Source organism: Bacteroides caecigallinarum, assembly GCF_016901995.1.
Taxonomy (GTDB): Bacteria; Bacteroidota; Bacteroidia; order Bacteroidales; family Bacteroidaceae; genus Phocaeicola; species Phocaeicola cellulolyticus.
In genome coordinates this window covers 1-22,948 of record NZ_JACJLE010000007.1, presented here as the reverse complement: position 1 = coordinate 22,948, position 22,948 = coordinate 1, and the positions used below count along the sequence as shown (strand labels likewise).

The following is a 22,948-nucleotide window of genomic DNA, read 5'->3' as shown; positions in this document are numbered from 1 at the left end:
TTTATCTCCATCCCATGAACATGCGTACGGTATCGGCATCATGATGGTCGAAGAAAAGACTTTTTCCTGTGTCCAGTTTGGCTATATTTTCCATGTCTTCCTGTGACAGTGAAAAATCGAAAATGTCAATATTTTCTTTCATACGTTCGATATGGGTAGATTTCGGTATGATGATAACTCCACGTTGTATTAGCCATCTTAATGCTACCTGTGCAATGCTTTTTCCATACTTTGCTCCAATATTGGCTAATATCGTATTATTAAAGAAATTGTTGCGTCCTTCAGCAAGCGGTCCCCATGACATGATTCTAGTACCGAATTCCTCCATGATTTTCTGTGCTTCAATTTGTTGGTTGAAGACATGCGTCTCCACCTGATTCACAGCCGGTATTATTTCCATGTTACTGGCTATATCTATAAAGTGATCAGGATAGAAATTACTTACACCGATAGCTCTGAGTTTACCTTCTTTGTATGCTTCTTCAAGTGCCCGATATGCTCCGTAGCGGTCACAAAACGGCTGATGCAGTAGCATCAAATCAATATAATCTGTTTGTAGTTTCTTCAAACTCTCGTCTATTGATTTGCGTGCATTCTCGTAGCCGTAATTTGATATCCAAACCTTGCTTACAATAAAGATTTCATTTCGTTTTATTCCGCTGTTCTTAACTGCTTTTCCTACACCTTCTTCGTTATGGTATGCTTGTGCCGTATCAATCATACGGTAACCACATTCCAAAGCGTTGCTCACACAACGTTCACATTCTGAAGGAGAAACCTGATATACTCCGTAACCAATCTGTGGCATTTCGACGCCATTGTTTAATCTTACTGTTTTCATATTTTCAGTTTTAATTTATTTTGATAATTTTGTTCTTTGTGCAAAGATAGATACATGGTAATATAGGACTTAAACAAAAAATGCGGATATAATTACCATTTTTACAGTTCTTGCTAGTAATTGGAGGATATTTATATGGAAGAAAATAAAGAAATATTCGTAGCCCATAGACTTGGAGAAATAAAAACAGATTCGGACGAGGAGTATCTTGCCCATATGCTTTGTTTGGAAGGGACATGTAAGTACCGTTTCAACAGGCAGGATTTTGAATTGCATGCAGGCGATTTGTCTATAATACGCAAGCGTAAAATGATAGAAAAGATAGTAGCATCAGATGATTTCCGATGCAGAATTATTTATGTAAAACCGGAATTTGTGACTCTATGCACTCCGCAGAGTAATTATGGAACTAAGGGACAGTTGGCCTTGTTTCTGAATCCTGTGATGCACTTAAATCGTGAGCAACAGGATATATGCCTTCGTGATTTTGAACTGCTTGAACAAAGGATAAATGACACAAGTCATCGTTTTTATCGTGAGACGGTTATTAATGCGATGCGGATGGCAATTCTTGATTTTTTTGATTTCCATGCACGTATTTATGGTGAGAATGATATTACCACACAAAATGCATCCATTATGAATAGATTCCTGAAGATGCTGGAGGACGGAGCATACCGCGAGCACAGAGAGGTGACATATTATGCGGATTGCCTTTGTGTCACATCAAAATACCTGTCCGAAGTTTCAAAGAAGGTTAGCGGATACGGAGCCAATTATTGGATCAATAATTATACCATACTTGATATAACTCGTCTGCTTCGCGATAAATCTCTTTCGCTAGTACAGATATCAGATATGTTCGGGTTTTCATCTATGGCCTATTTCAGCCGTTATGTACAACAATATTCAGGTATAAAGCCTTCTGATTACAGAGAGTGATGGGCATGATTAAGTGCTAAATGTCATTCCTTTTCTGTTTTACATACTCTGTCGGGGAACATCCGCAACATTTCTTGAATAATCTGCTAAGGTGTTGAGGATAGTCAAATCCCAGATTATATGCTACTTGTGATGCAGTTGCTCCGCTTATAAGTTCATTTTTGGCACGTTGAATAATGTATTGCCTGATATGGTTGCTTGCTGTATCGCCTGTAGTCTTTTTTATAAGGTCTCCAAAGTAGTTTGACGACATACATAATTCATTTGCGCAATACTGCACAGTGGGTAATCCGAATGTAAACTGTATTCCTTTTTCATAATAATCCTGTAACAGGGAATTGAATCGCATCAGTATATCTGAATTTTCCAGCTTTCTGGTCAGGAACTGGCGATTGTAGAAACGTTGGCAGAAATTAAGCATCAGTTCTATGTAGCCCACTATAATTGCATTCTGTTGTTCATCGTGTTTTTTTGATAACTCATCTCTCATTTGGTGCATTAATGACACCAAAATGTCATGTTCCTCTTCTGACATATGTAGAGCCTCGTTTATTCGGTAATCGAAAAATGTATAATTTTTTATAGTCTTTTCCAGTGCTGTTCCTTGTAGTATATCAGGATGGAAAAGCAGCGCCCATCCGGTCAGCATAACCTGTTCACCGTTGTCTTCCTTTCCTCCAATCTGCCCCGGGGCTACACAAATTACAGTACCTTTCTTGTAGTCATATTTGCCACACCCGTATGTCAAGTCTATTTCTGCTTCATCGTGAAAGAATATTCCGTAAACACTGTAGTTGGCCAGACAATGGCGTATAGGGGAAACTTCCTTGTAGTCAATTACACAAACCTGTTGGTGTTGGCTTTCATAACCTAACCAGTTACAATAATCGTTTACATTTTTTACTTTCAGAATTTTGCTCATTGTGCTATGCTTTTATCCATGTCACGGCAAAAATAAAACTTTTCACTTAATCTTAAAACTCAATAGTGGCATTATCAGTAAAAATGATACAAATGTCCCACTTATTGTTACTTCATTGTTATCTGGGGCAAGTAACTTTGTGATATCAAAAAAACAGTGAAAAATGGATAGGCAAATTATCATTTCTCCCCAATTATGTGAAGACGAGGTCGTTTGTTTTATTGCAGACCGTTATCACATTAATCCACAAACACTTTTGCAGCTTTTTCTGACGCAGAATGGAATTATAACAGATACAGATAATGTGGAATGTGAACTACAACTAGAAGATAACGAAATAGAAATATTACGTGGTTTGACAGGTTTTGATAATAGTAATTAATAATGGTTTATAGATTATGGACAGAAGAAATTTTTTGAAACTATCATCTGTGGCAGTATTATCTACCGCAGGTTCTTTGACTGGCATATCTAAGGTGATAGCCGATGGTACTTCTGAGTCTGAGAATGTAGATAAAGATATAAATGAAGTATCTTCCGGAAGTATAGAACATAGAAAACTCGGAGGGATGGAAGTATCTGCAATAGGTCTAGGATGTCTGCCAATGGTTGGTTATTATGGGGGTAAGTATGAAAAGAAAGATATGATATCTCTTATCCGCCATGCTTATGATATGGGAGTAACGTTCTTTGATACGGCAGAGGTTTATGGGCCATATACCAGTGAGACATGGGTGGGCGAGGCTTTAGCTCCTTTTCGTGACAAAGTGAAAATTGGGACGAAATTTGGTTTCGGAGTTGAAGAAGGTAAACCGACAGCTTTAAACAGTAGGCCGGAGCATATTCGCAGAGCTGTGGAGGGCTCGTTAAAGCGTTTGCGTACTGATTATATTGATTTGTTGTACCAACATCGTGTTGATCCTGAAGTTCCTATGGAAGAAGTTGCAGGAGTGGTTAAAGATTTAATGCAAGAAGGGAAAGTCTTAAACTGGGGTTTGTCTGAAGCCAGTGCCAGATCTATCAGAAAGGCTCATGCTGTTTGTCCGTTATCAGCAGTTCAGAGTGAATATGCTATCTGGTGGCGTGAGCCTGAAACTAAGATATTTCCTACACTTGAAGAGTTGGGTATTGGTTTTGTGCCATACTGTCCGTTGGGACGGGCGTTTCTAACTGGTGTGATAAACGAAAACAGCACTTTTCATAAAGGAGACCGTAGATGGAATTTACCGCAGTTCACTCCCGAAGCTTTAAAACATAATATGCCACTAGTGGAGCTGATACGTAAGTGGGCTATGCGAAAGAATATGACTCCGGCACAATTTGCCCTTGCGTGGATGTTGTCGCGTAAATCTTGGATAGTTCCGATACCCGGTACAACAAACCCTCAACACCTGGATGATTTACTTGGAGCTGGAACAGTGCGTCTGGCAGCATGGGAAGTTGAGGAGTTTGATCGTGAATATGCAAAGATAGACCTTATGGGACATCGTGCAGATCCGTTTACTGAAAGTCAGATAGATAAATAATGACGATGCAAGGCTTCGGCATTTTTTAGTTATCGTATAATAATCGGTATTTTTTAAATGATTTAAAAGTTAAAAAATGAAGATATTATTTTGTCGTTTGTTGTTTCCTTTATTTATGCTTCTGAGTGTAAAATCCGAAGCACAGGAGAAGAGTATAAATATATGTGATTCTTATTATATGGAAAAACAAATTATATGTCACAAATTGCCGATGGAGGCAGACGGCATAGTCCGTCTATCGAAAATAGAGGTATATCCGGAATTCCTTGATGAATATATTAAATATGCTGTAGAAGTAGGGGAGATTTCCTTGCTTACTGAACCAGGGGTGTTGACTATGTATGCTGTGGGTGAAAAAGATAATCCTTGTAAGGTTACCATTCTTGAAACCTATGCAAGTAAAGCCGCTTATGAACAGCATATAGCCTCAGAACACTTTCAAAAGTACAAGCAAGGAACACTCCACATGGTAAAAAGTCTTTTACTTTCCGACCAGATACCTCTTAATCCGAATAGTCATATCGATAATGTTATCCGGCGGCTGTATTAAAGTTCCATTTTCCAACCGTTATCATTATGATATACCATCAGTCTGCCCATTCCTCCGTCTATCGTGAGGTTTGTTCCGTTGATGAAACTGTTCTTTTCGTCACACAGGAACATAACGGCTCTGGCAATATCTTCAGGCTCGCCTATGCGCTGTGAGGGATGTTGCATGATGTCGGCTTCGGAATATTCCGGAACTTCAGTATCCTTATGGAAACGTGCGGTCTCAATCCATCCCGGAGCAATGGAATTTACTCTTGCCATACCGCTGAGGCTTACAGCGAGAGCATGAGTAAGTGCTGCTATACCGCCCTTGGCCGCCGTATAGCTTTCTGTATCGGCTTGCGACTGGAATGCCCTGCTTGAAGATATGTTGACGATGGACGCACCTTTGGAGAAATGTTCCTTGAATAATACAGTCAGCCAGTAAGGGGCAGCTACGCCGACTTTCTGTACATACATGAAATCCTCGTATGAGCATCCGCTTAATATACCGCCGTTCATCAGACATGCATTGTTTATAAGGAAGTCAATTCTCTCTTCTTTTGACAATACCCATGCGGTAAAACTTTCCAGTACTTCTTTCTCTGAAATATCCCCTTTGTAGCAGAATATATTTTCGTCAGTATCGTGGTCAATGTCTCTGTCTATAACATATACTCTGGCACCTTCTTTACTGAAACTCTCAGCAATACATCTTCCTATACCGGCATTACCTCCGGTTACTATACATATCTTGTTGTTGAACTGCATATTTTTATGAAAAAAAGACGATATTATCCGTTTTAAAAGATAATATCGCCGTTGTCAGTTATTGTTTTAGAATTGGAATTTTTCAAGTTTCATAGCTGCAAGGCTCTCAATCTTAGGAACCAGCGTAGTGAAGTGTGCACTTTCTGAATGAGCTTTCAGAGAGGCCTCGTCGGTCCATGTTTCACAAATCATATAAACATCTTCGCGTGTTGCGCTCTTGAAGAAATCGTATGCAATGCATCCTTTATCTTTCAATGATGCTGCTACCAGTTCTTTAGCTGTTTTTTCCACTTCTGCCTTGTTTTCTTCCGATACTTGGATAAATACATTTAATCTTAGCATAATCTTGTCTTTTTAGTTGTTTGTAAATTAATTATTATATCTGCATTTGCATTATATTCTTTATCTTCCCGGCATTATTGTAGGGTTGCCGCCCTGATTTTTAAATTTTGCGCTTCTTATTATCTCATAAAGAATACCTCCGACGTCCAGTCCTATTTTGGTCTTATTAAATTTGTAATAAGGTATTGCAATAGGGCGTGTGTCCCATCTTCCTCTCATAGGGTCATATATCCTTTCTGCACCGACTTCCATTCCCCATCTATCGTTGAACTCATAGCCTATGGTTCCTCCGAAACTGCTCATCTGAAATCCGTATGCACTGGCCGGAGCATATGAACCGAAAGCCCTGAAACTCAGTCTCTCATTCGGCCTGTAAATTACAGCTCCTGATGTTCCGAAAGCCTGACCTGTACTGAACGGGAAATTAAACTTGGTAGCATTCAGTCCTGCCTGTATTTCCCAATAATCATTTATATTGTATTGGTACATCAGTGACGCTTCGTTTATTCTTCCAATCCCGGGCAGCGTTGATTGTGAACCGTAACCATACAGATTGGGAGCCATCATTCCTCCGGTACTGTAATCACCGTAGAACATAGGAGAGGGGTTCGTATGGTACGGCATGTAGAACGGGCGGCGCAACTTTATTTCCTGTATTTCCATCTGTTGTATTTCCGTTTCGGCTTTTACTTCAGGCTTTTTCATACCATTATTTACAGGTGACATTTCCGGTATGCCAATACTTTCATCAGTTATGGCTCTCAGGCTGTCCTTTCTCAACTTTGAGTTGTCTTCCTGTGCATATATGCCTACCGAGAGAAGACAAAATGCTGATAGTATGATAATCCTGAATTTCATATACAGATGTTTTTACAAATGGATATAAAGTCTGATATTTTTATCAAAGTTAGGGAAACTTGTAATAATTACAAAACATCTTCTGCATCTTTATTATTTGTTTTTCGTTTTTTACAAATCTGCCAATAGTAAATACCGTTTAAATGGCATTTAATTTCTGTTTAAATGGTATTCCAGTAGTATTTGAAAATGTTTTGCAAAGAGATAAGTTGGCTAAAAACAAAGGTAGCACCCTAGTTGAGAGTGCTACCTTCATATATATTAGAAAATTGTTAGTCTATGCTTCTTTTAAGTCTTATTTTACAATCTTGGTCAGCAATGTCTTTCCGTATGATTTACCTTTTGTGTCGTAAGCCTCAGATTTTACGAGTCCTACACCTTTTGCATACCATTCAGTGATTCTCAAGGTTGTAGTCTTCAATACAATCTTGGTACGTTTCAGATACGATATTTTAATACAGTCGAATTTTCCAGCTGTAGTACTTACTGTTTCATTACCCATATATGCGGCTCCTGAAATATTAATTTCATTTTTCAGCATATTGAGAATAAGTTTGTATGAACGATCCGGCATAGATTCACCGGCTTTGGCATTATCAGACAATGTGAAAGAGTTGTCTCCATCAAACTTTTTGTCTTCCTGCAGAGCTGCTTTAGCTGTAGGACCGTACTTGGCAGGGTCGGAGTCTGAAGCAATATAAAGTTCGTACATCAGGTCTTCAGTGCAAACGGTATTGTTACCGTCGTAGCTCCATTGTGTCAGTGAATAGGAAGTGTTGTTTTTAGTCTTGGTTGTCACTGTCTTGCTGTAATAATCAGCAAGAGTTTTACCGTCTTCATTTGTAACGTTCTTTACGGTGGTAGTTACATTAGAAATACTCTGGCCAGCTTCGTCATAGTTTACGTAATGCAGTTCCGTACCGTTCTTTGTGCAGAAATACTGTGCATTAGCCATTCCGCAGATGAGTAATGCACTGACGAATAATGCTGTTTTTTTCATAATAGAATTGTCTTTTATTTGTTTAAATAAATCAAGTTATATTCCAAATTGGCTGCGAACTTACAAAAAATATGATAAATCTTTTACTGACATGAAAGAAATGTATATTAAAAAATGAATATAAAGCAAAAAATCCTCAAAGTTATGAAGACTAAATGTAACAAATAATGTTTGTACTTTTTTTGTTGTGATATAAATTGATAAGTAAAAAGTATTCTCCATAAGATAATTCTGTGTAACTTTAACCACGGATGGATATATTACATCATTTGTTATTTTAGAACTTCTACAATGAAAAATATTATAGAAACCATCAGAAAGCATTATCCGGTGTCAGATCAGACAATTCAGGAACTGGAATCATATTTGACGCCTTGCCGTTTCCCGAAAAAATATCAGCTTATTAAGGAAGGTATATATTGTAAATATGCCTATTTCATAGAGAAAGGTATGTTGAGAGCATATTGGATTGTCGATGGGGAGGAATATACAACATCTTTTGGTGCGGAAGGCTGTATGGTTTTCAGTATGGATGAACTTTATTATAACAGAAAGAGTGAGGAATATGTTGAGACGCTGGAGGATGTGGAAGCATACAGAATAAATATATGTGATCTTAAAAGGCTTATGGAAACAAATCTTGAACTGTGCAATTGGGGAAGGATAATACATCAGAATGAGTACAGAAGATTGCACCGAAGCCATAAGGAGCGACTGGCTCTTCCGGCAAAAGAACGTTATGAGGAGTTTCGTAAGCAATTTCCCGAAGTATGTAAAAGGGTTAATCTGACATATATAGCATCGTATCTGGGGATAACCCTTTCTACACTCAGCAGATTGAGAAACGAAAAACCATAATTTGATTTAGGACAAATTTTTATTGGATGATACTGTGTATATTTGCGCATATTTACAGTAGCATTTAATATTATTATCAACATGACAGGAAATATTTCATCAGCCGCATTTTCCGATTCCAAGCCTCATTATGAACTCCTTGACGGACTGAGGGGAGTAGCAGCTCTGCTTGTAGTGTTTTATCATATTTTCGAGGGATTCTCTTTTGCCGGAGGAGGAACACTCATTACTACAATTAACCATGGTTATCTGGCAGTAGATTTCTTCTTCATTCTTTCTGGATTTGTTATCGGATATGCATACGATGACAGATGGAAAAAGAATATGACGCTGAAGAATTTTTTCAAGCGAAGGCTTATTCGACTTCACCCTATGATAATAATGGGAGCTGTAATAGGTTTCATAGCATTTTTCATTCAGGGAGGTGTGAAATGGGACGGGACTCATGTAGCTACATCTATGGCCATGCTGGCATTGTTGCTGACTATGTTCTTTATTCCTGCATATCCGGGAGCCGGGTATGATATTCGTGGTAATGGGGAGATGTTTCCTCTCAACGGACCAAGCTGGTCACTCTTTTTCGAATACATAGGCAATATTCTTTATGCTCTTTTCATTCATCGTCTTGGGAATAAGGCTTTGACAGTGTTGGTTGTTCTTCTCGGACTTGGACTTTCATGGTTCGCATTGTTTGATGTAGTGGGCTACGGGATGATAGGTGTAGGATGGACTCTTGACGGTCTGAACTTTTGGGGCGGTATGCTCAGGATGCTATTCCCTTTCACTCTCGGTATGCTTGTTTCAAGAAATTTCCGCAGTTTCAACATAAGGGGAGCATTCTGGATTTGTACTGTTGTACTGATTGCAATTTTCTGTGTTCCATATATTGAAGGGAAATCACCTGTATGTCTTAACGGAGTGTTCGAGATGGTATGTATTGCAATTGTATTCCCTGTTCTGGTATGCATAGGTGCGTCAGGTAAGACTACCGACAAGAAATCAACAACTATCTGTCGTTTTTTGGGCGACATATCATATCCTCTATATGCCGTTCATTATCCTGTGATGTATGTGTTCTACTCTTGGCTTATAGAGAACAAACTCTATACACTGGAGGAAACATGGATGGTTTCGGCAATGGTTTATTTCGGCAGTATAGCATTGGCATACGCATGTCTGAAACTTTATGATGAACCTGTAAGAAAATGGCTTGGCAATAAGTTTGTTAAATCAAAACCGACTGTATAGTTTTTTGCTTGTATTTGTTCTCAAGTTTTATTACCTTAGGGGAACAAAATATTATAGTATGGGAACTTTAGGATGCATAAACGACATGATGTGTCGTGACAAGGAGAACCGTGAGCTGAGAAACAGAAACCGTGAGCGGATGAATGATACGCGTAACCGTCTCATAGAGGTGGGGAAGGGACGTGAACTTCCGGACATGTCGGCCGACAGTATAGACCATATAAGGAAAAATACAGTGGAAAAGGAGAGGACTGATAACGACAAGTTGTTTCGTCTGAAACTGAAGTTTGCTGTGATCGTTGGTGTGGCGCTGTTGCTATGTTATGTTGCTTACGTGCTTATAATAAAATAGGCAGCACTTTGGGAAAAGTACTACCTAAACACTATTTAAATGATGCTTAAAACTGAAATGACGAAGTTACCGATTTGTTATACGGATTATAAGTAGTGGTTCCGCATGAACTGAGACATGCGGAAAGGCAGATTACTGCGAGGAGAATAAGAATCTTCATGTGAATTAAGAATTAGAATTTACAACTAAAAATAATACGTCAGTGAAACTACAAATGTTCTGTTTTTGGTTTCAGGGTTGTTCATATAAGAATTTTTCATGCCCCAGTCATAACCTATGGCTATTTGTGTGTGACGCGCTATTTCCACTCCGGCACGGAAACCTATTCCCCAGTCGAAGCGTGGTGAGAGTCCGTCTTTGAATATATTGTTTGATGATACTTGTGTTTCTATCTTACTGCCAAGATGTGTGGTTGTGCAGTTCATCTTGCCGAACATTCCCATGTTGAAGTACGGACCGGCGTTTACGAAAATGCTTAAATTGTCATTGACCTTGAATTTATAACCAAGGTGAATTGGTATGTTCAGGTAGTAAGGTGTTGTGTCCCATTCTAATTCTTTTCCGGTTCCGTTCTCGTATGCAGGTGTGGATTTCCAACCGTATGATGAAATCATCAGTCCGAAATCGGTGTACAATCCTTTCTGGGCGTCCCTGAAAGCATATTCACCTTTCAGTCCGGCATGGAAACCTGATTTTGATTCGTTCGCTATCATAGAGTTAAGGTTATAGCCGCCGGAAAGTCCGTATCTGAATTCCTGTGCCTGTGATGTCGCGAATACTATTGCAGATATTGCGATTGTAAGTAAAAGTTTCTTTTTCATAAGTCTATGTTTAAATAATTGATTATTCTTCGTTCTCTTCATTTTTCAGGTTCTCTATCCAATCGGTTTCGTAAATACTGCATCCGCCTAAAAGACCTATACCGTTTTCTATGTTTGTGTAGTGGCTGCGGATAGGAGCAAGGCCGTATTCTCCTAATTCGTTGTCGTTTATATCGTTTACTGATTTCAGATATTTGTACATATCTTCCGAGAATCGGTAGAGGTAGATTTTGTAATAGGTAATTCTTTTGCTATGCTCGTTGTCGTAATTATTGTAATAGCTTGTACCGAGATGTAGTGTGTAGTTTTTGCCGTTAAGCATGGTATCGTCCCACAAATAGATGTCCTGGTAATGATGTTTCAGTATATCGAATATCTCATCGAAACCTACTTTCTTTGATAATAAAGGTTATTCGTCAAGATTTAGCCTTTCACCCCATATTTCTATATCATTATACTCTGAACCAGATTCAGGGTAATAACTCCAGTCAATATATTTGTGTACAATCCTCACTCCGTAATAGTCCTTCGTCTCTGCATTATCCGTAAACGATATGCGGAACTGTATTTCCCTGCCGTATGAACCGTCCTTTAGAATCATATCCCATTTGTCCAATGGAAAAGGCTGTGGTATTACGGTACTCGATTTTGCCGTAGGCATATCCGGGTATGATGCTTCCATATCTATCTTGTCGCCTTCTTTCAGTTTGCCAAGAACATAGTATGAATTTGCAGGGAGCAAGTCTGTCGCTTTGTCAATATATTTTATTTCCTTTTCCACTCCGTTCAACTTAAATGTTATGTCCGGTTTGGCAGAAGAGTTTATACCTTTATTGTTTACATTCATGCTTTGCGATACCTGTATCAGTGTAGTATCTCCAAGTGTGTTTGGCATACAGAATATTACCGGCTTTCTTTTAGCTTCCACATCATCTATGTTGAATTCGTATGTGCACGATGATAATATAATCAGTAGTGATGCAATATATAATTTCATACGTTTTTGAGTTTTTAAGTTCTTGAGTTTATAGGTACTAAATACTTGTATGTTTAAAATTTAAGTGTGTAACTGAATGACGGAATTATAGGGAATACTCCGTATGCTTTTCCTACGAAACTTCCGTCTTCTTTTTGTGTTACAGTGGCATACAGAGGATTCATCCTGCAATAGGCATTGTACAGACTGACATTCCATATTCTTTCAAAGCCTCTTTTAGTGGTCTTGCGGAAGTTTATACCTAAGTCCAGTCTGTGATAAGCCGGAAGAGATACGTTGTTAGGGGATTCATAAACCATAATACTTTCGTTTTTATTCTCTGTTCCGGGTATGGCAGGTGCTTCTACCTTTTGTGTCGGGATAGTCATGCGGTTTCCGCTATGGAAGTTCCATGATGCGTATGCGTCAATCCTGTCGCTGAACTTGTGGCTCAGGTTGATAGAGAATTTATGACGGTTGTCGAACTTGTCCGGGTACCATGACTGATGGAAGTCCGGAAAGAATCTTTTGCTCCACGAAAGGGTGTAGGATGCATCGACGGATGTTTTTCCGTTACTGTAACTGATGTCAGCTTCCGCACCATATGCCTTTCCTTTTCCTGTCCGTACATTCTCTTCCCAGTCATCAGCAGAAGGGTTGAGTTGGTTATCGCCATTATATTCTATCAGATTGTTCATTGTCTTATAGAAACCTTCTATGCTAAATCTGATGTTATACGGAAGTCTGCTGTATATTCCTGCTGAGTATTGTCGCGACCTCATAGGGGTGATTTTTTCAGTAGAAGGTACCCAATAGTCTGTCGACAGGTTCAGGTATGTAGCCGATAGCTGATGCATGAACTGACTCATCTCGGTATATGAAACCTTGAAACTTGCATTGTCGCATAGTTTGATGTTCATTGCTGCGCGTGGCTCTACAGAGTGATATTTCGTACCTGCAATACCGAACATGGTGTAGTGTATTCCACCGTTCAGTTTCAGACGGCTGCCAAGCGAGATGTCATCTTCGGCATAGAGGGTAAATTCATTACTCTTGTACTGACTTTTTATTCTGTCTGTCAGTTCGTTGTTCGCCGCATTGTCGTACTTTGAGTAGAAATTCTGCGGCATGAAAATGTGGCGCATATAGTTTGAACCGAAACGGATGTGGTTCCATGTGTTGGGACGATAGTCGAACTCCATCCTGTAGCCGAAATCGTTTATGGTGGAATGGTTGTTCTGAATCTTTATTATTGCACCGTCCAATCCCTCTATATATCCCAAGCGTTCTTCACTCAGATAGTCGAATTTGGAGCGGTTATGGGTATATACTCCGGTAAAATTTGCAAACAGTTTGTGAGAAAAAATATATTTCCAGTTGACTGATGCGGTGAAGTTTCCCCATTGCAGATTGAACTTGTCTATATTTGAAAGTTCCGAAAAATAAGAATATGCCTTGTTGTTCACTTTTAGAAGATCATTACCGGAATACAGGCTGATATCCGCACGACTCTTTTCAGAAAATATGTGAGTAACTTTTGCATTGATGTCGTGGAAGGCATATCTTGTATTTATCTTGTCCCTTCTGCTTGTATTCATTATGGCTAATGAGGGGGCTGTGAGTAAATCTATCCATGTGCGTCGCATAGCCACATTGAACGAGGTGCGGTCTTTTACTATCGGTCCTTCAAACTGTATTCTGCCTTCAAGAAGTCCGAGCGTGAAACTTCCGTGATATTCTTTCATGTTTCCGTCGTTTGTGCGGACATCCACTACCGATGACAGTCGTCCGCCGTAACGGGCTGGGAAGCCGCTCTTGTAGAAGTCGATGTTCTTTACAATGTCAGTATTGAATGCAGAGAACAGTCCTCCGGCATGGTTCACCTGATAGAGTGGTGTACCGTCGAGCAGGAAAAGGTTCTCGTCGTTCCCTCCGCCGTGTACATAAAGTCCGGAGATTAGCTCCGTACCGCTGGCTACTCCCGACAGACTTTGAAGCTTCTTCACTACATCAGGCGAGCTCATGAAGTTGTTTCCGCTTACAAAGTCCTTTGCTGTAAGCGAAACTTTTCCGGTCTGCGTAGTGTAGATAGGGGAGTTTAGGTCGGCAGTAACCACCACCTCATTTATGCGGTAATCAGCTTTCAGGTATATGTTCTGCGATTTGTTTCCTTTTAGTGTAATATCTTCCGTTTGCTCACCGCAGCTGATATGCGAGAAACGGATTTTATGTTTACCTTCGTTGAGTGTAAGACTGTAGAAACCATGTTCGTTTGTCAGTGTGCCTGTATTGGAGGTGATGTCCCAGACTGTGGCGTTTATCACTGTCTCGCCGTTCTCCTGATAGATATATCCGCTCAATGTATATGACGACAGTCTTTTCAGTATCACGTAGTCACCGTTTATCTCCCATTTGATGCCGGTATTGCTGAATATTGTTTCAAGGCTGTTTTCAAGGCTTACCATACTTGGTTTCTTGCCTGAATACGGTATGTTCAGCTTTATTGACGAGTCGTAAACAAAGCTTACAGGGTAGATACTCTTCACCTGCTCCATCATGTCTTCTACGGTGACTCTGCCTTGTGCATTTATTGATGAAACGCATATTGTAGAAAACAGAAGGATTATTGATATAATTCTGTTCATGTTCAGTCTTTCTTAGTTATTTTGATGTCCAGTGTCTTTTCTATCAGTGAGATAATTTCGTCTAAGCTGTCCGTCTTGAACTCGGCTGTAATGGTCTTGAAATGTTCGGATGCATAAAGGCTTGTTCCGTAATAAATTGAAAGTTCCTTCATTACGGCATCTATAGGAGTATTTTTGTAAACAAACTTTCCTGTAGCCCATGCTGACGGGTTAGGGAAGGCGGCGTTTGTTATTTCTGGTATTTCGTTTCCGTGCTTCAGTGTTCCGCTCATATCCTTTGTGAGGATAATTCCTTTGGAACTGTTCTTGCCCTTAAACATTACTTTCCCGGATTTTACATACACGTTTGTGACAGTGTCCTGCATACGTTCGTCAATTTCAAATTCAGTTCCCAGGACTTTGACCTGTGCATACATTGCTGTGGCCGTGAATGGTGACTGCTCGTTTCTGCGGACAGAGAAAAAGACTTTTCCTGACATATTTACCTCGCGTGACTTCTTTCCATAATTATCGGAGTCGTATTCCAATGTGGAACCTTTGGAGAGTATGGCAAGTGTACTATCCGGCAAGAAATGTCTGGTGATTCCTGCATCCGCAGTGACTGATATCATGTTGTTGTCACTTCGGCTTAACAGTGTATAACTTACTATACATATCAGTATTGCGGCAGCTACTCCAGACGAGTATATCCATAATCTGTGCAGATTATTCTGCTGTCTGTGGCCTGTGATTTTGTTCAGGGCCTTGGCCGTGTCCAGTTTCCCGTGTCTGTAATATCTGAGGACAAACTGCAAGTTTTTTTCTTCTTTATCTTTCATGATTGTACTTTGTTTTTAGATAAGACGCAAAGTATTGAAAAAACTACTACGCCGAAATGAAAAAAATTATCCGAAAAAGAACATATATACTTTGCGGATACCTTCTTTGATGTTTTTAAGAGCCTTGTTCATCTGATTTTTTACCGTGTTCACGGAGATGTTCATCCTGACGGCTATTTCCTCATACTTCATTCCGTCGCGTTTTGCAAGCAGGAACACTTCCCTGCATTTTTCCGGCAATGAGTCTATTGCAGTCCATAGTCGGGCTTCGTCGTACGAACGTTCCTCGCATTCCTCTTCGGAGATGATGCCTTCAAGATCGGACGGCTGTACATTGTTGTCTATCAGTGAGTCTTTCTTTACGATATCTATACAGCGGTTCCTTACCATAGAATACAGATATGATTTTGTATCAGAAATCTCCATTCCTGAGTCTTTCCGTTCCCAGAGTTCGGCAAAACAGTCCTGTATTGTGTCTTCCGCATTGTCTATATCGTGGAGATAATGCAATGCGAAAAGGCATAGCGGACGGTAGTACATACGAAAATTGTCCTTAAAAGTTTCGGTATTTATAGCCATAATGTGTTTATTCGTGCGTTTATATTTTAAGGAAGACTATAAATATATGTCTTACTACTATGGAAAGGTTGGTTGATTTAACTATATTTAAAAGATTAAGCTTCGGTTTAGTATATGTTCAGTGAACGGTCACTGGATGTTCACTGAACACGTTATGAATTATTTACATGAGTATGCCTGACATTCCGTTCCTGCTGTTTCTGTCTCGATTGTGCAATGATGCACTCCTGATTTATGGAAAATTTCTCTTACTTCAGTCTTGACGTTTTCCATGTCATTAAGGTCTTTTATAACGATGTGAATGGTAGCTGCAACATCAGTGGTGCTGATAGCCCAGATATGAAGATGATGCCAGCTTTCTATCTTGTTATAATTGCGTAAGTCTTCGATGATGTGCTCTTTGTCAACGGATGATGGAACGGCATCAAGCGTCATAAGCAGACTCTCTTTGAGCAGATTGTAGGTGGAGAACATGATTATTATTGCCAATACGATACCGATTATCGGGTCTATCCATACCCATTCCGTGTAACTTATTATAATTCCCGATGCTACAACACCAACTGACACAAGTGTATCCATAAGCATGTGAAGGTATGCGCCTTTTACGTTTATGTCCTGCTTGCTTCCACCCATCAGCAGCCATGTGGTCAGTCCGTTTATCAAAATTCCAACTCCGGCAGTCCAGCTTATGGCTGTACCTGATATCGGTTCCGGATTTTTCAGTTTATATATACTTTCTATTATTATGGCACCTACGGCTACAAGCAGTATCAGGGCATTAATCAGAGAAATAAGTATAGTGGCTTTCTTATACCCGTACGTAAACTGTGGGGTTGATGCAGCTTTGCTCATTCTGAACGCGACAAGCACAAGTACTAGGCTGAAAACATCGCTAAGATTATGTCCGGCATCCGACAACAGTCCGACAGAATTGTATAGTAATCCTACAACAGTTTCAATCCCTACGAATAAAAGATTTAGCGCAATGCAGAAAATGAAAATCTTGCTCATAGAAGCAGAAATTTCATGATGATGGTGATGATGATTGTGGTGGTGATGAGTGTCCATAACATATATATTTTTCTTCAAAGATATGGAATTAGTTATAAAACTACCAAAGGTTAGGTAAGAAACCTGTTTCTGCCGACATTAAAATCATTATTTTTAGGTATTTCAGAAACACTTTGTTTGCACTTATTTTGCAATGTCAAATCAATTAAATGTAAGGAAATGAAAAAGATTGGAATTTTTTATGGTTCCACTACTGGAACTACAGAAACGGTAGCAGGAATGATTGCAGGTAAATTGGGCGTTTCATCGGCCGATGTACACGATGTGAGCAAGATGACTGCTGATATGGTAAACTCATACGATGTTCTTCTGCTGGGAACATCTACATGGGGCGACGGCGAGTTGCAGGACGACTGGTACGACGGTGTGAAGCTGTTGAAAGGGCTTGACCTCAGTGGCAAACTTGTCGGACTGTTTGGCTGTGGAGACTCTGAATCGTATGCCGATACGTTCTGCGATGGTATGGGAATCATCTATGAAGATTTGAAAGGTACCGGATGTGAGTTTATCAATGGAGTTTCTGATGCTGACTATACTTACTCTTCGTCTGTAGCAGTTGTTGACGGTATGTTTGTAGGTCTTGCCATAGACGAGATGAACGAGAGCGGTAAGACTGATGAGAGAGTAACTGCATGGACTGAACATATCAAGACATTATTGTAATAATATTTATACATAAAACCTATTGCCTATGATGATGCAAAATGTAAATCCTACTGATATGAAGGTGTTTCTGAACCATGTGTATGAGTTCAAGAAAGGAGTTCGACAGATGGTGCTTTACACCATGAACAGGAAGAATCAGGAGTTTGCCGTGAACCGTCTGAAGAAACAGCGTATAAAGTTCGTCATACAGACAGTTGACGATGAACGCATCAACTTGTTCTTCGGCAAGGACGAATGTATCAATGCCATACGGATGATAGTCACCCGTCCGCTTAACCAGCTCACTCCGGAAGAGGATTTCATTTTGGGGGCCATGCTCGGGTATGACATCTGCGGGCAGTGCAAGCGCTATTGCGACCGCAAGATGAGAAAAAAATGTGTTATGATAAACTAAAATCAGGTTCGTATTTGTATTTCAGTACCAATCATACTATTTTTGCAATATGAAATACATATACAGTGTCATAGGCTTTGTTTCGGTGTTGCTGGGCATTATAGGAATATTTCTTCCTGTATTGCCCACAACACCTTTTCTTTTGCTGGCGGCCGCATTGTTTTTCCGCAGTTCGCCGCGTGCCTATAAATGGCTGACAGAACATCCGCAGCTGGGACCTTATATAAAGAGCTTTCGTGAGGACAAATCAATTCCTTTGCGAATCAAGGTTATATCCGTAGGAACACTGTGGATTACGGCTGTACACTGTATTGTTTTCATTTTTGATACTTGGTGGCTGAAACTTTTTATGGGGGTACTAGCCACTTGTATCACACTTTATATTCTTTCTTTTAAATCACGCAAAAACAAATGTCAAGACTAAACTTCCTGTCGCGCCAGGATGCCATAAAGAGAATGAACTATTATGGCAGAAGGGGTATTCCGTTCTTCTTTCTGATAGACTTTGATGAGGAAAACTGCATTGTCGAAGAACCTGACAATCTGCCTGACGATGAAATACTGTTCAGCTTTCCGTCCGGTGGAAATTATGGTGAAATGCCTTCTACTATGAAAGAGCATTTCATGTGGGAGCCTCATCCGCAGACAATAGAGGAATATTCCCGTTCGTTCGACATTGTCTGTAAAAATCTGTATGCAGGAAATTCATTCCTTACAAACCTTACTTGTGCAACACCGGTTGAAACCGATCTTACACTCAGGGATATATTCGTTCATTCGCGTGCAAAGTACAGGCTCATGATGAAAGACCGCTTTGTAATGTTCTCGCCGGAGATTTTTGTGAGGATTACGGACGGTATGATCTATTCTTACCCGATGAAAGGGACAATAGATGCGTCATATCCTGATGCGGCTTCCGTGATATTGAACGATGAGAAAGAGTCGGCCGAGCATGCGACAATCGTGGATTTGATAAGAAACGATTTGAGCCAGATGGCATCAGAGGTGACTGTCACCAAGTACAGATATATAGATGAGGTTCAGACGAACAACGGTACTTTGCTTCAGGTAAGCTCCGAAATAAGAGGAAGACTGCCGGAGGATTTCTGCGATACACTGGGAGATATGTTTTTCAGACTATTGCCTGCAGGATCAGTGACAGGAGCACCTAAGAAAAAAACAGTTGAGATAATTCGTGACGCAGAAATTTATGATAGGGGATATTACACAGGTGTCACCGGATTCTTCGACGGAAAAAATCTTGACAGTGCTGTTATCATAAGATTTGTGGAACAGCTACCTGACGGCTCTTTGGTGTTCAAAAGCGGTGGAGGTATAACCTTCAAAAGTGATATTGAAAGCGAATACGAAGAAATGATCCGGAAAATATATGTGCCGTTTTATTGAGACAATATGTATAAACGACGGAGTGATAGAGAATCTGTCGGCCCATAATGAGAGGATGAACAATACAATCCGTGTGCATTATGGCAGTTCTGCCATGCCTGTTTCTTTGGAGGACTTCATAACCGCTGAAGGCTGTAAAGTAAGAATCCGTTGCCGTGTGGAATATACTTCAGCGGTAGAAAAAGTGGAATATTTCCCGTACAGTATTCGTGAAGTGAAATCGCTGCAACTGGTAAACGACGATACGGCAGAGTATTCATTCAAATATGCAGACCGTTCGGTACTGGATCGGAACTTTGCCTTGCGTGGCAATGCGGACGATGTAGTGATTGTCCGCTCCGGTATGCTGACAGATACCTCAATAGCAAATATCGCTTTATATAAAGAAGGAAAATGGTTTACCCCTAAATATCCATTGTTGAAAGGTACACGCAGGGCGAGACTCCTGACGGAAGGAATTATCGAGGAGGATATTATTATGGCAGACAGTCTGCACAAATATGAAAAAATCCGCCTCTTTAATGCCATGATTAGCTTTGGTGAGGTTGAAATAGATATAAAAAATGTCTTTCCGATATTTGAAAAATAATTTTGCAAACAGTAATGGTATTTTTCTAAATGTCTTGGTCTTAATAAAAAAGGATGCAATATTGATGTAATCCGGTAAATATTTCTATATTTGTAAAATAGGTGTTTTAACTCATAAATTGAGATATTATGACAAGCAGACTTTCAAAACTATTTGTAATTCTATTATTGTTTGTGCCTTCTCTGGTGTTTGCACAATATTATTCGTATTCAAAGAGAAACGGTCAGGTTTATTATGACGGTAAGATCATTCATGGAGCAGATTCTCATTCCTTTTGTGATTTAGGTTACGGTTATGGTAAGGACAGAAATCATGTTTACAGATATGGAACAATATTAGAGTATGTAGATCCTTCCTATTTTAGGGTTGACAGAAGATTTTCTGCCGATAACCGTCCGTCGCATGGTCGTCCAGATGGAGGACATCATCATTGTGACAGACCGGGATATTATGTATCAACCTTCGATGTATTTTATAATGGAGAGAAGATTTCGGGAGCTGTAAGCAACAGTTTTGTTATCTTGAAAGAGGAATATGCAAAGGATGCATTCAACGTATATTGGATGGGAAAGAAAATTTCTGGAGCGTCAACTTCTTCCTTTGTCTGTCTTGGAAACGGTTATGCCAAGGATGCTTTCAATGCATATTGGGAAGGCCGCAAGATAAATGGAGCTTCAACTTCATCATTCAAGGTTACGAGGGGATTCTATGCCGAGGATGCTTTCGATGTGTATTTTAAGGGAGAGAAACTTAAATAGTCGATCTCTTTATAAGACCTAAAAATCAAAACAAAAAGTTTTTTATTGACAGTTCTATTATTTAACTTTGTATTTAGCTTTATTTCTTATAGGTATTATGAAACATATATACCGGAAAGGCATATGGCGAAAGATCGATAAATTCTTTGAAAGAATAATTGACTGTATAATTATCTTTTTCGGTTGAGAAGTGTAAGATAACAATTATAGGTACAGAATCAATAAAAGCGGTCAGAATCAACTGACCGCTTTTATATTATGTTGTCATTCCAAAACCTCGTAGCTGCTTATCTGTATCGGCATATCAAGATTATGGAGCACTTTTTCAAGCATTATTCCGTCAAGGTTATTGTATTCATAACCGAATGTGGCACGTATTCCCTGAAGAATAAATTGCGTGGCTCTGTCGAGTGCTATCGGAAGGCTGTCACCCTGCATCAATGAACCGGTTATTACGCTTGTAAATGTATCTCCTGTACCTGGATAGTGTGCCGGCAGATACGGACATGTTACTTTCCAGTATCTGTTGCCGTGACGGTTGTATGCAAATACAGAAGTTGTATGTGCATTTTCAGGCACAGGTACACTTGTTGCTATCACAATGTCCGGTCCTGCGTCAGAGAGTTGTTTGAGATATGATTTCATCTCCTGTACACTGACCTCGCTTTTGTATTCTATATCCAGGAGTTTGAATACCTCAGTCATGTTTGGGGTAATCACATCGGCATATTTTATGAGTTTCTTCATTTCTGTTACCATGTCTTCTGTGATTCCTTTGTACAGATTGCCATTGTCACCAAGCACCGGGTCCACTACTACCATATCCTGTGGGCGGCGGAACTTCGATATGAAATTCTCTACTATCTGTACTTGCTGTGGTGAGCCAAGGTAGCCGGTATAGAATGTATCGAACTTCATTTCAAGCTTTTCCCAGCTTTCTATTATTCGTTTCATTTCCTCAGTCAGGTCGAGGAACGAGTAATGCGGATATTGTGTATGTGCCGATAGTACTGCCGTAGGCAAGGGACACACCTGTATCCCCATGGATGAAAGAATAGGTATTACAGCCATGAGCGATACTCTGCCGGCTCCGGACAGGTCGTGTACCGCCGCCACACGTTTGACATGGCTTTGCATGTATGTTTTCTGCATGCCTGAGCCAACTGCAGATGTATGTGCTGTGGATGTCTTTTTCTTTTTCATTCCCGATTTTTGCCATGCAGCCTTTCTTGCCTGATATTGCTCGTATTTGTTTTCTATATAATTATCTGCCATAATGATTATAAATGTATTGTGCAAATTTCGTTATTTTTATGGATATGGCAAATTTTTGTCTAATCATTCAATGTGTAAACAGGATGTGATTTGTATCCTATATTTTTTATTACTTTTTTTTCGACTAAAGTTTTTATTAATCTGCTTGCTTTATATCTTGTTATATTGAAAAGTCCTTCAAACTGTTTTCTTGTTATAGTTTTGTTTATTTTGAGATATTCTAAAAGTATATTTATTACATTATAATCCGAAATGTCAGAGGAGTGTTTTCCACGTGTTCTGGTAATTGGCATTAGTTTCTTTTTTGTTTCTTCGTTTAGTTCTTTACATGGTGATATTCTGATTCTCTTGAAGCCAATATCTTTTCCTTCTTCTCTTCCATTACATTTGCTGTTTTTTTTTGAACCTAAAATGAGTCGGAAACGGCATAGACCGTCAATATTGACTTTGTTTCCCTGAGCAAGAGCGTTTGTGATTTCATCTTTTAGTGCAATTAATACTCCATGGACATCTGAAGGGGTCATAGAACAAGAAAGGTGTATTCGCCTTACAAGTTCTTTCAAATCAATAATTTGTGAATTGTTAATTCTTATATGGTAACTTTCTGTTATATCCATATTGTTTGCCTTTGAAGGGTTGGCGAAAAAATCAAATTCAATATTTCCCATTTTTTTAATATTTAGATGTTATAGTTAGATTACATATGTATGTTAATATGTTTACATTTGTCAGTTGATTAAATTATATATGTGAGTATA

The 22,948-nt window shown here is 39.5% G+C and carries 25 protein-coding genes and 2 pseudogenes; 13 read left to right on the top strand and 14 right to left on the bottom strand.

Translation table 11 applies throughout. The annotated features are described in order from the left end of the window. Position 1: 1 nt before the first annotated feature. Complete coding sequence (locus tag H6A61_RS03000) at positions 2-841, bottom strand: aldo/keto reductase (RefSeq protein WP_204390819.1); 840 nt, start codon at positions 839-841, stop codon at positions 2-4. Positions 842-976: 135 nt separating this feature from the next. Here H6A61_RS03000 and H6A61_RS02995 point away from each other — a divergent pair, with 135 nt between their 5' ends. Continuing rightward, positions 977-1,783, top strand: a complete 807-nt coding sequence (locus H6A61_RS02995) for an AraC family transcriptional regulator (protein ID WP_204390818.1) — start codon at positions 977-979, stop codon at positions 1,781-1,783. 16 nt (positions 1,784-1,799) lie between these two features. Here the strand turns inward: H6A61_RS02995 and H6A61_RS02990 are convergent, their stop codons facing one another. Continuing rightward, on the bottom strand, positions 1,800-2,705 hold the full coding sequence (locus tag H6A61_RS02990; protein WP_204390816.1) for a helix-turn-helix domain-containing protein: 906 nt from the start codon (positions 2,703-2,705) through the stop codon (positions 1,800-1,802). Positions 2,706-2,868: 163 nt separating this feature from the next. On the opposite strand from H6A61_RS02990, the gene H6A61_RS02985 reads away from it, so the two are divergent. The 3 genes and pseudogenes from H6A61_RS02985 to H6A61_RS02975 form a co-directional block, all read left to right on the top strand. Beyond that, positions 2,869-3,087 (top strand): hypothetical protein, encoded by a 219-nt coding sequence (locus tag H6A61_RS02985; protein WP_204390814.1) that lies wholly within the window; start codon positions 2,869-2,871, stop codon positions 3,085-3,087. 187 nt (positions 3,088-3,274) lie between these two features. Next, entirely contained in the window at positions 3,275-4,231 is a 957-nt protein-coding gene (locus tag H6A61_RS02980) for an aldo/keto reductase (protein WP_430746770.1), read from the top strand. A 196-nt stretch (positions 4,232-4,427) separates the two neighbouring features. After that, positions 4,428-4,781: pseudogene (locus tag H6A61_RS02975) on the top strand (putative quinol monooxygenase); the annotation flags it as partial. On the opposite strand, the gene H6A61_RS02970 reads toward H6A61_RS02975, so the two are convergent. The 4 genes from H6A61_RS02970 to H6A61_RS02955 all read right to left on the bottom strand — a co-directional run bounded on the left by H6A61_RS02970 (position 4,778) and on the right by H6A61_RS02955 (position 7,730). Next, positions 4,778-5,530 (bottom strand): SDR family oxidoreductase, encoded by a 753-nt coding sequence (locus tag H6A61_RS02970; protein ID WP_204390808.1) that lies wholly within the window; start codon positions 5,528-5,530, stop codon positions 4,778-4,780. The pseudogene H6A61_RS02975 and the gene H6A61_RS02970 sit on opposite strands and share 4 nt — an antisense overlap. A 66-nt stretch (positions 5,531-5,596) precedes the next feature. After that, a complete protein-coding gene (locus H6A61_RS02965; protein WP_204390805.1) occupies positions 5,597-5,872 on the bottom strand; it encodes a putative quinol monooxygenase in 276 nt (91 codons plus the stop codon). A 60-nt stretch (positions 5,873-5,932) separates the two neighbouring features. After that, positions 5,933-6,730 (bottom strand): hypothetical protein, encoded by a 798-nt coding sequence (locus H6A61_RS02960; protein WP_239469078.1) that lies wholly within the window; start codon positions 6,728-6,730, stop codon positions 5,933-5,935. Positions 6,731-7,025: 295 nt separating this feature from the next. Beyond that, entirely contained in the window at positions 7,026-7,730 is a 705-nt protein-coding gene (locus H6A61_RS02955; protein ID WP_204390803.1) for a TapB family protein, read from the bottom strand. 291 nt (positions 7,731-8,021) lie between these two features. Here H6A61_RS02955 and H6A61_RS02950 point away from each other — a divergent pair, with 291 nt between their 5' ends. From H6A61_RS02950 to H6A61_RS02940, 3 genes are all read left to right on the top strand, one after another. Further along, positions 8,022-8,588, top strand: coding sequence for a Crp/Fnr family transcriptional regulator (locus H6A61_RS02950; protein ID WP_204390801.1), 567 nt, complete (start codon positions 8,022-8,024; stop codon positions 8,586-8,588). 81 nt (positions 8,589-8,669) lie between these two features. Next, complete coding sequence (locus H6A61_RS02945) at positions 8,670-9,836, top strand: acyltransferase family protein (RefSeq protein ID WP_204390799.1); 1,167 nt, start codon at positions 8,670-8,672, stop codon at positions 9,834-9,836. 58 nt (positions 9,837-9,894) lie between these two features. Continuing rightward, positions 9,895-10,188 carry a hypothetical protein gene (locus H6A61_RS02940; RefSeq protein WP_204390797.1) on the top strand — a complete coding sequence of 98 codons (294 nt, stop codon included), beginning with the start codon at positions 9,895-9,897 and terminating at the stop codon, positions 10,186-10,188. A gap of 185 nt (positions 10,189-10,373) precedes the next feature. On the opposite strand, the gene H6A61_RS02935 is transcribed toward H6A61_RS02940, so the two are convergent. The 6 genes and pseudogenes from H6A61_RS02935 to H6A61_RS02905 form a co-directional block, all read right to left on the bottom strand. Continuing rightward, complete coding sequence (locus H6A61_RS02935; RefSeq protein WP_204390795.1) at positions 10,374-11,009, bottom strand: porin family protein; 636 nt, start codon at positions 11,007-11,009, stop codon at positions 10,374-10,376. A gap of 22 nt (positions 11,010-11,031) precedes the next feature. Further along, positions 11,032-12,006 (bottom strand): annotated as a pseudogene (locus tag H6A61_RS15890) (DUF4249 domain-containing protein). Positions 12,007-12,059: 53 nt separating this feature from the next. Further along, entirely contained in the window at positions 12,060-14,630 is a 2,571-nt protein-coding gene (locus H6A61_RS02920; RefSeq protein WP_204390789.1) for a carboxypeptidase-like regulatory domain-containing protein, read from the bottom strand. A 2-nt stretch (positions 14,631-14,632) separates the two neighbouring features. Further along, positions 14,633-15,448: a FecR family protein gene (locus tag H6A61_RS02915; protein ID WP_204390782.1), complete on the bottom strand. Its 816-nt coding sequence runs from the start codon at positions 15,446-15,448 to the stop codon at positions 14,633-14,635. Positions 15,449-15,514: 66 nt separating this feature from the next. Further along, entirely contained in the window at positions 15,515-16,027 is a 513-nt protein-coding gene (locus H6A61_RS02910; protein WP_204390780.1) for an RNA polymerase sigma-70 factor, read from the bottom strand. Between the two features lie 159 nt (positions 16,028-16,186). Next, positions 16,187-17,098 (bottom strand): cation diffusion facilitator family transporter, encoded by a 912-nt coding sequence (locus H6A61_RS02905; RefSeq protein ID WP_204390778.1) that lies wholly within the window; start codon positions 17,096-17,098, stop codon positions 16,187-16,189. 162 nt (positions 17,099-17,260) lie between these two features. Between H6A61_RS02905 and fldA the strand changes: the two genes are divergently transcribed. From fldA to H6A61_RS02875, 6 genes are all read left to right on the top strand, one after another. Then, entirely contained in the window at positions 17,261-17,764 is a 504-nt protein-coding gene (gene fldA, locus H6A61_RS02900) for a flavodoxin FldA (RefSeq protein ID WP_204390776.1), read from the top strand. Positions 17,765-17,792: 28 nt separating this feature from the next. Next, entirely contained in the window at positions 17,793-18,161 is a 369-nt protein-coding gene (locus H6A61_RS02895; protein WP_154044438.1) for a DUF2023 family protein, read from the top strand. A gap of 49 nt (positions 18,162-18,210) precedes the next feature. Continuing rightward, a complete protein-coding gene (locus tag H6A61_RS02890; protein WP_204390775.1) occupies positions 18,211-18,585 on the top strand; it encodes a YbaN family protein in 375 nt (124 codons plus the stop codon). Next, entirely contained in the window at positions 18,573-19,568 is a 996-nt protein-coding gene (locus tag H6A61_RS02885; RefSeq protein ID WP_204390774.1) for an aminodeoxychorismate synthase component I, read from the top strand. Before H6A61_RS02890 ends, H6A61_RS02885 begins: the two co-directional genes overlap by 13 nt. After that, on the top strand, positions 19,552-20,157 hold the full coding sequence (locus H6A61_RS02880) for an aminotransferase class IV family protein (RefSeq protein WP_204390773.1): 606 nt from the start codon (positions 19,552-19,554) through the stop codon (positions 20,155-20,157). Before H6A61_RS02885 ends, H6A61_RS02880 begins: the two co-directional genes overlap by 17 nt. A gap of 128 nt (positions 20,158-20,285) precedes the next feature. Next, complete coding sequence (locus H6A61_RS02875; protein ID WP_204390772.1) at positions 20,286-20,915, top strand: DKNYY domain-containing protein; 630 nt, start codon at positions 20,286-20,288, stop codon at positions 20,913-20,915. Between the two features lie 264 nt (positions 20,916-21,179). Here H6A61_RS02875 and H6A61_RS02870 read toward each other — a convergent pair whose 3' ends face one another. Together H6A61_RS02870 and H6A61_RS02865 are read right to left on the bottom strand one after the other, a co-directional pair. After that, entirely contained in the window at positions 21,180-22,052 is an 873-nt protein-coding gene (locus tag H6A61_RS02870; RefSeq protein WP_430746769.1) for a pyridoxamine kinase, read from the bottom strand. Between the two features lie 197 nt (positions 22,053-22,249). Further along, on the bottom strand, positions 22,250-22,858 hold the full coding sequence (locus H6A61_RS02865; RefSeq protein WP_154044444.1) for an HU family DNA-binding protein: 609 nt from the start codon (positions 22,856-22,858) through the stop codon (positions 22,250-22,252). Positions 22,859-22,948: the final 90 nt, after the last annotated feature.

What these genes read in the sequence shown, in the direction of transcription:
- H6A61_RS03000 (WP_204390819.1), bottom strand. Translation starts at nt 841, where the DNA reads ATGAAAACAGTAAGATTAAACAATGGCGTCGAAATGCCACAGATTGGT.
- H6A61_RS02995 (WP_204390818.1), top strand. Translation starts at nt 977, where the DNA reads ATGGAAGAAAATAAAGAAATATTCGTAGCCCATAGACTTGGAGAAATA.
- H6A61_RS02990 (WP_204390816.1), bottom strand. Translation starts at nt 2,705, where the DNA reads ATGAGCAAAATTCTGAAAGTAAAAAATGTAAACGATTATTGTAACTGG.
- H6A61_RS02985 (WP_204390814.1), top strand. Translation starts at nt 2,869, where the DNA reads ATGGATAGGCAAATTATCATTTCTCCCCAATTATGTGAAGACGAGGTC.
- H6A61_RS02980 (WP_430746770.1), top strand. Translation starts at nt 3,275, where the DNA reads ATGGAAGTATCTGCAATAGGTCTAGGATGTCTGCCAATGGTTGGTTAT.
- H6A61_RS02970 (WP_204390808.1), bottom strand. Translation starts at nt 5,530, where the DNA reads ATGCAGTTCAACAACAAGATATGTATAGTAACCGGAGGTAATGCCGGT.
- H6A61_RS02965 (WP_204390805.1), bottom strand. Translation starts at nt 5,872, where the DNA reads ATGCTAAGATTAAATGTATTTATCCAAGTATCGGAAGAAAACAAGGCA.
- H6A61_RS02960 (WP_239469078.1), bottom strand. Translation starts at nt 6,730, where the DNA reads ATGAAATTCAGGATTATCATACTATCAGCATTTTGTCTTCTCTCGGTA.
- H6A61_RS02955 (WP_204390803.1), bottom strand. Translation starts at nt 7,730, where the DNA reads ATGAAAAAAACAGCATTATTCGTCAGTGCATTACTCATCTGCGGAATG.
- H6A61_RS02950 (WP_204390801.1), top strand. Translation starts at nt 8,022, where the DNA reads ATGAAAAATATTATAGAAACCATCAGAAAGCATTATCCGGTGTCAGAT.
- H6A61_RS02945 (WP_204390799.1), top strand. Translation starts at nt 8,670, where the DNA reads ATGACAGGAAATATTTCATCAGCCGCATTTTCCGATTCCAAGCCTCAT.
- H6A61_RS02940 (WP_204390797.1), top strand. Translation starts at nt 9,895, where the DNA reads ATGGGAACTTTAGGATGCATAAACGACATGATGTGTCGTGACAAGGAG.
- H6A61_RS02935 (WP_204390795.1), bottom strand. Translation starts at nt 11,009, where the DNA reads ATGAAAAAGAAACTTTTACTTACAATCGCAATATCTGCAATAGTATTC.
- H6A61_RS02920 (WP_204390789.1), bottom strand. Translation starts at nt 14,630, where the DNA reads ATGAACAGAATTATATCAATAATCCTTCTGTTTTCTACAATATGCGTT.
- H6A61_RS02915 (WP_204390782.1), bottom strand. Translation starts at nt 15,448, where the DNA reads ATGAAAGATAAAGAAGAAAAAAACTTGCAGTTTGTCCTCAGATATTAC.
- H6A61_RS02910 (WP_204390780.1), bottom strand. Translation starts at nt 16,027, where the DNA reads ATGGCTATAAATACCGAAACTTTTAAGGACAATTTTCGTATGTACTAC.
- H6A61_RS02905 (WP_204390778.1), bottom strand. Translation starts at nt 17,098, where the DNA reads ATGGACACTCATCACCACCACAATCATCATCACCATCATCATGAAATT.
- fldA (WP_204390776.1), top strand. Translation starts at nt 17,261, where the DNA reads ATGAAAAAGATTGGAATTTTTTATGGTTCCACTACTGGAACTACAGAA.
- H6A61_RS02895 (WP_154044438.1), top strand. Translation starts at nt 17,793, where the DNA reads ATGATGATGCAAAATGTAAATCCTACTGATATGAAGGTGTTTCTGAAC.
- H6A61_RS02890 (WP_204390775.1), top strand. Translation starts at nt 18,211, where the DNA reads ATGAAATACATATACAGTGTCATAGGCTTTGTTTCGGTGTTGCTGGGC.
- H6A61_RS02885 (WP_204390774.1), top strand. Translation starts at nt 18,573, where the DNA reads ATGTCAAGACTAAACTTCCTGTCGCGCCAGGATGCCATAAAGAGAATG.
- H6A61_RS02880 (WP_204390773.1), top strand. Translation starts at nt 19,552, where the DNA reads ATGTGCCGTTTTATTGAGACAATATGTATAAACGACGGAGTGATAGAG.
- H6A61_RS02875 (WP_204390772.1), top strand. Translation starts at nt 20,286, where the DNA reads ATGACAAGCAGACTTTCAAAACTATTTGTAATTCTATTATTGTTTGTG.
- H6A61_RS02870 (WP_430746769.1), bottom strand. Translation starts at nt 22,052, where the DNA reads ATGCAAAGCCATGTCAAACGTGTGGCGGCGGTACACGACCTGTCCGGA.
- H6A61_RS02865 (WP_154044444.1), bottom strand. Translation starts at nt 22,858, where the DNA reads ATGGGAAATATTGAATTTGATTTTTTCGCCAACCCTTCAAAGGCAAAC.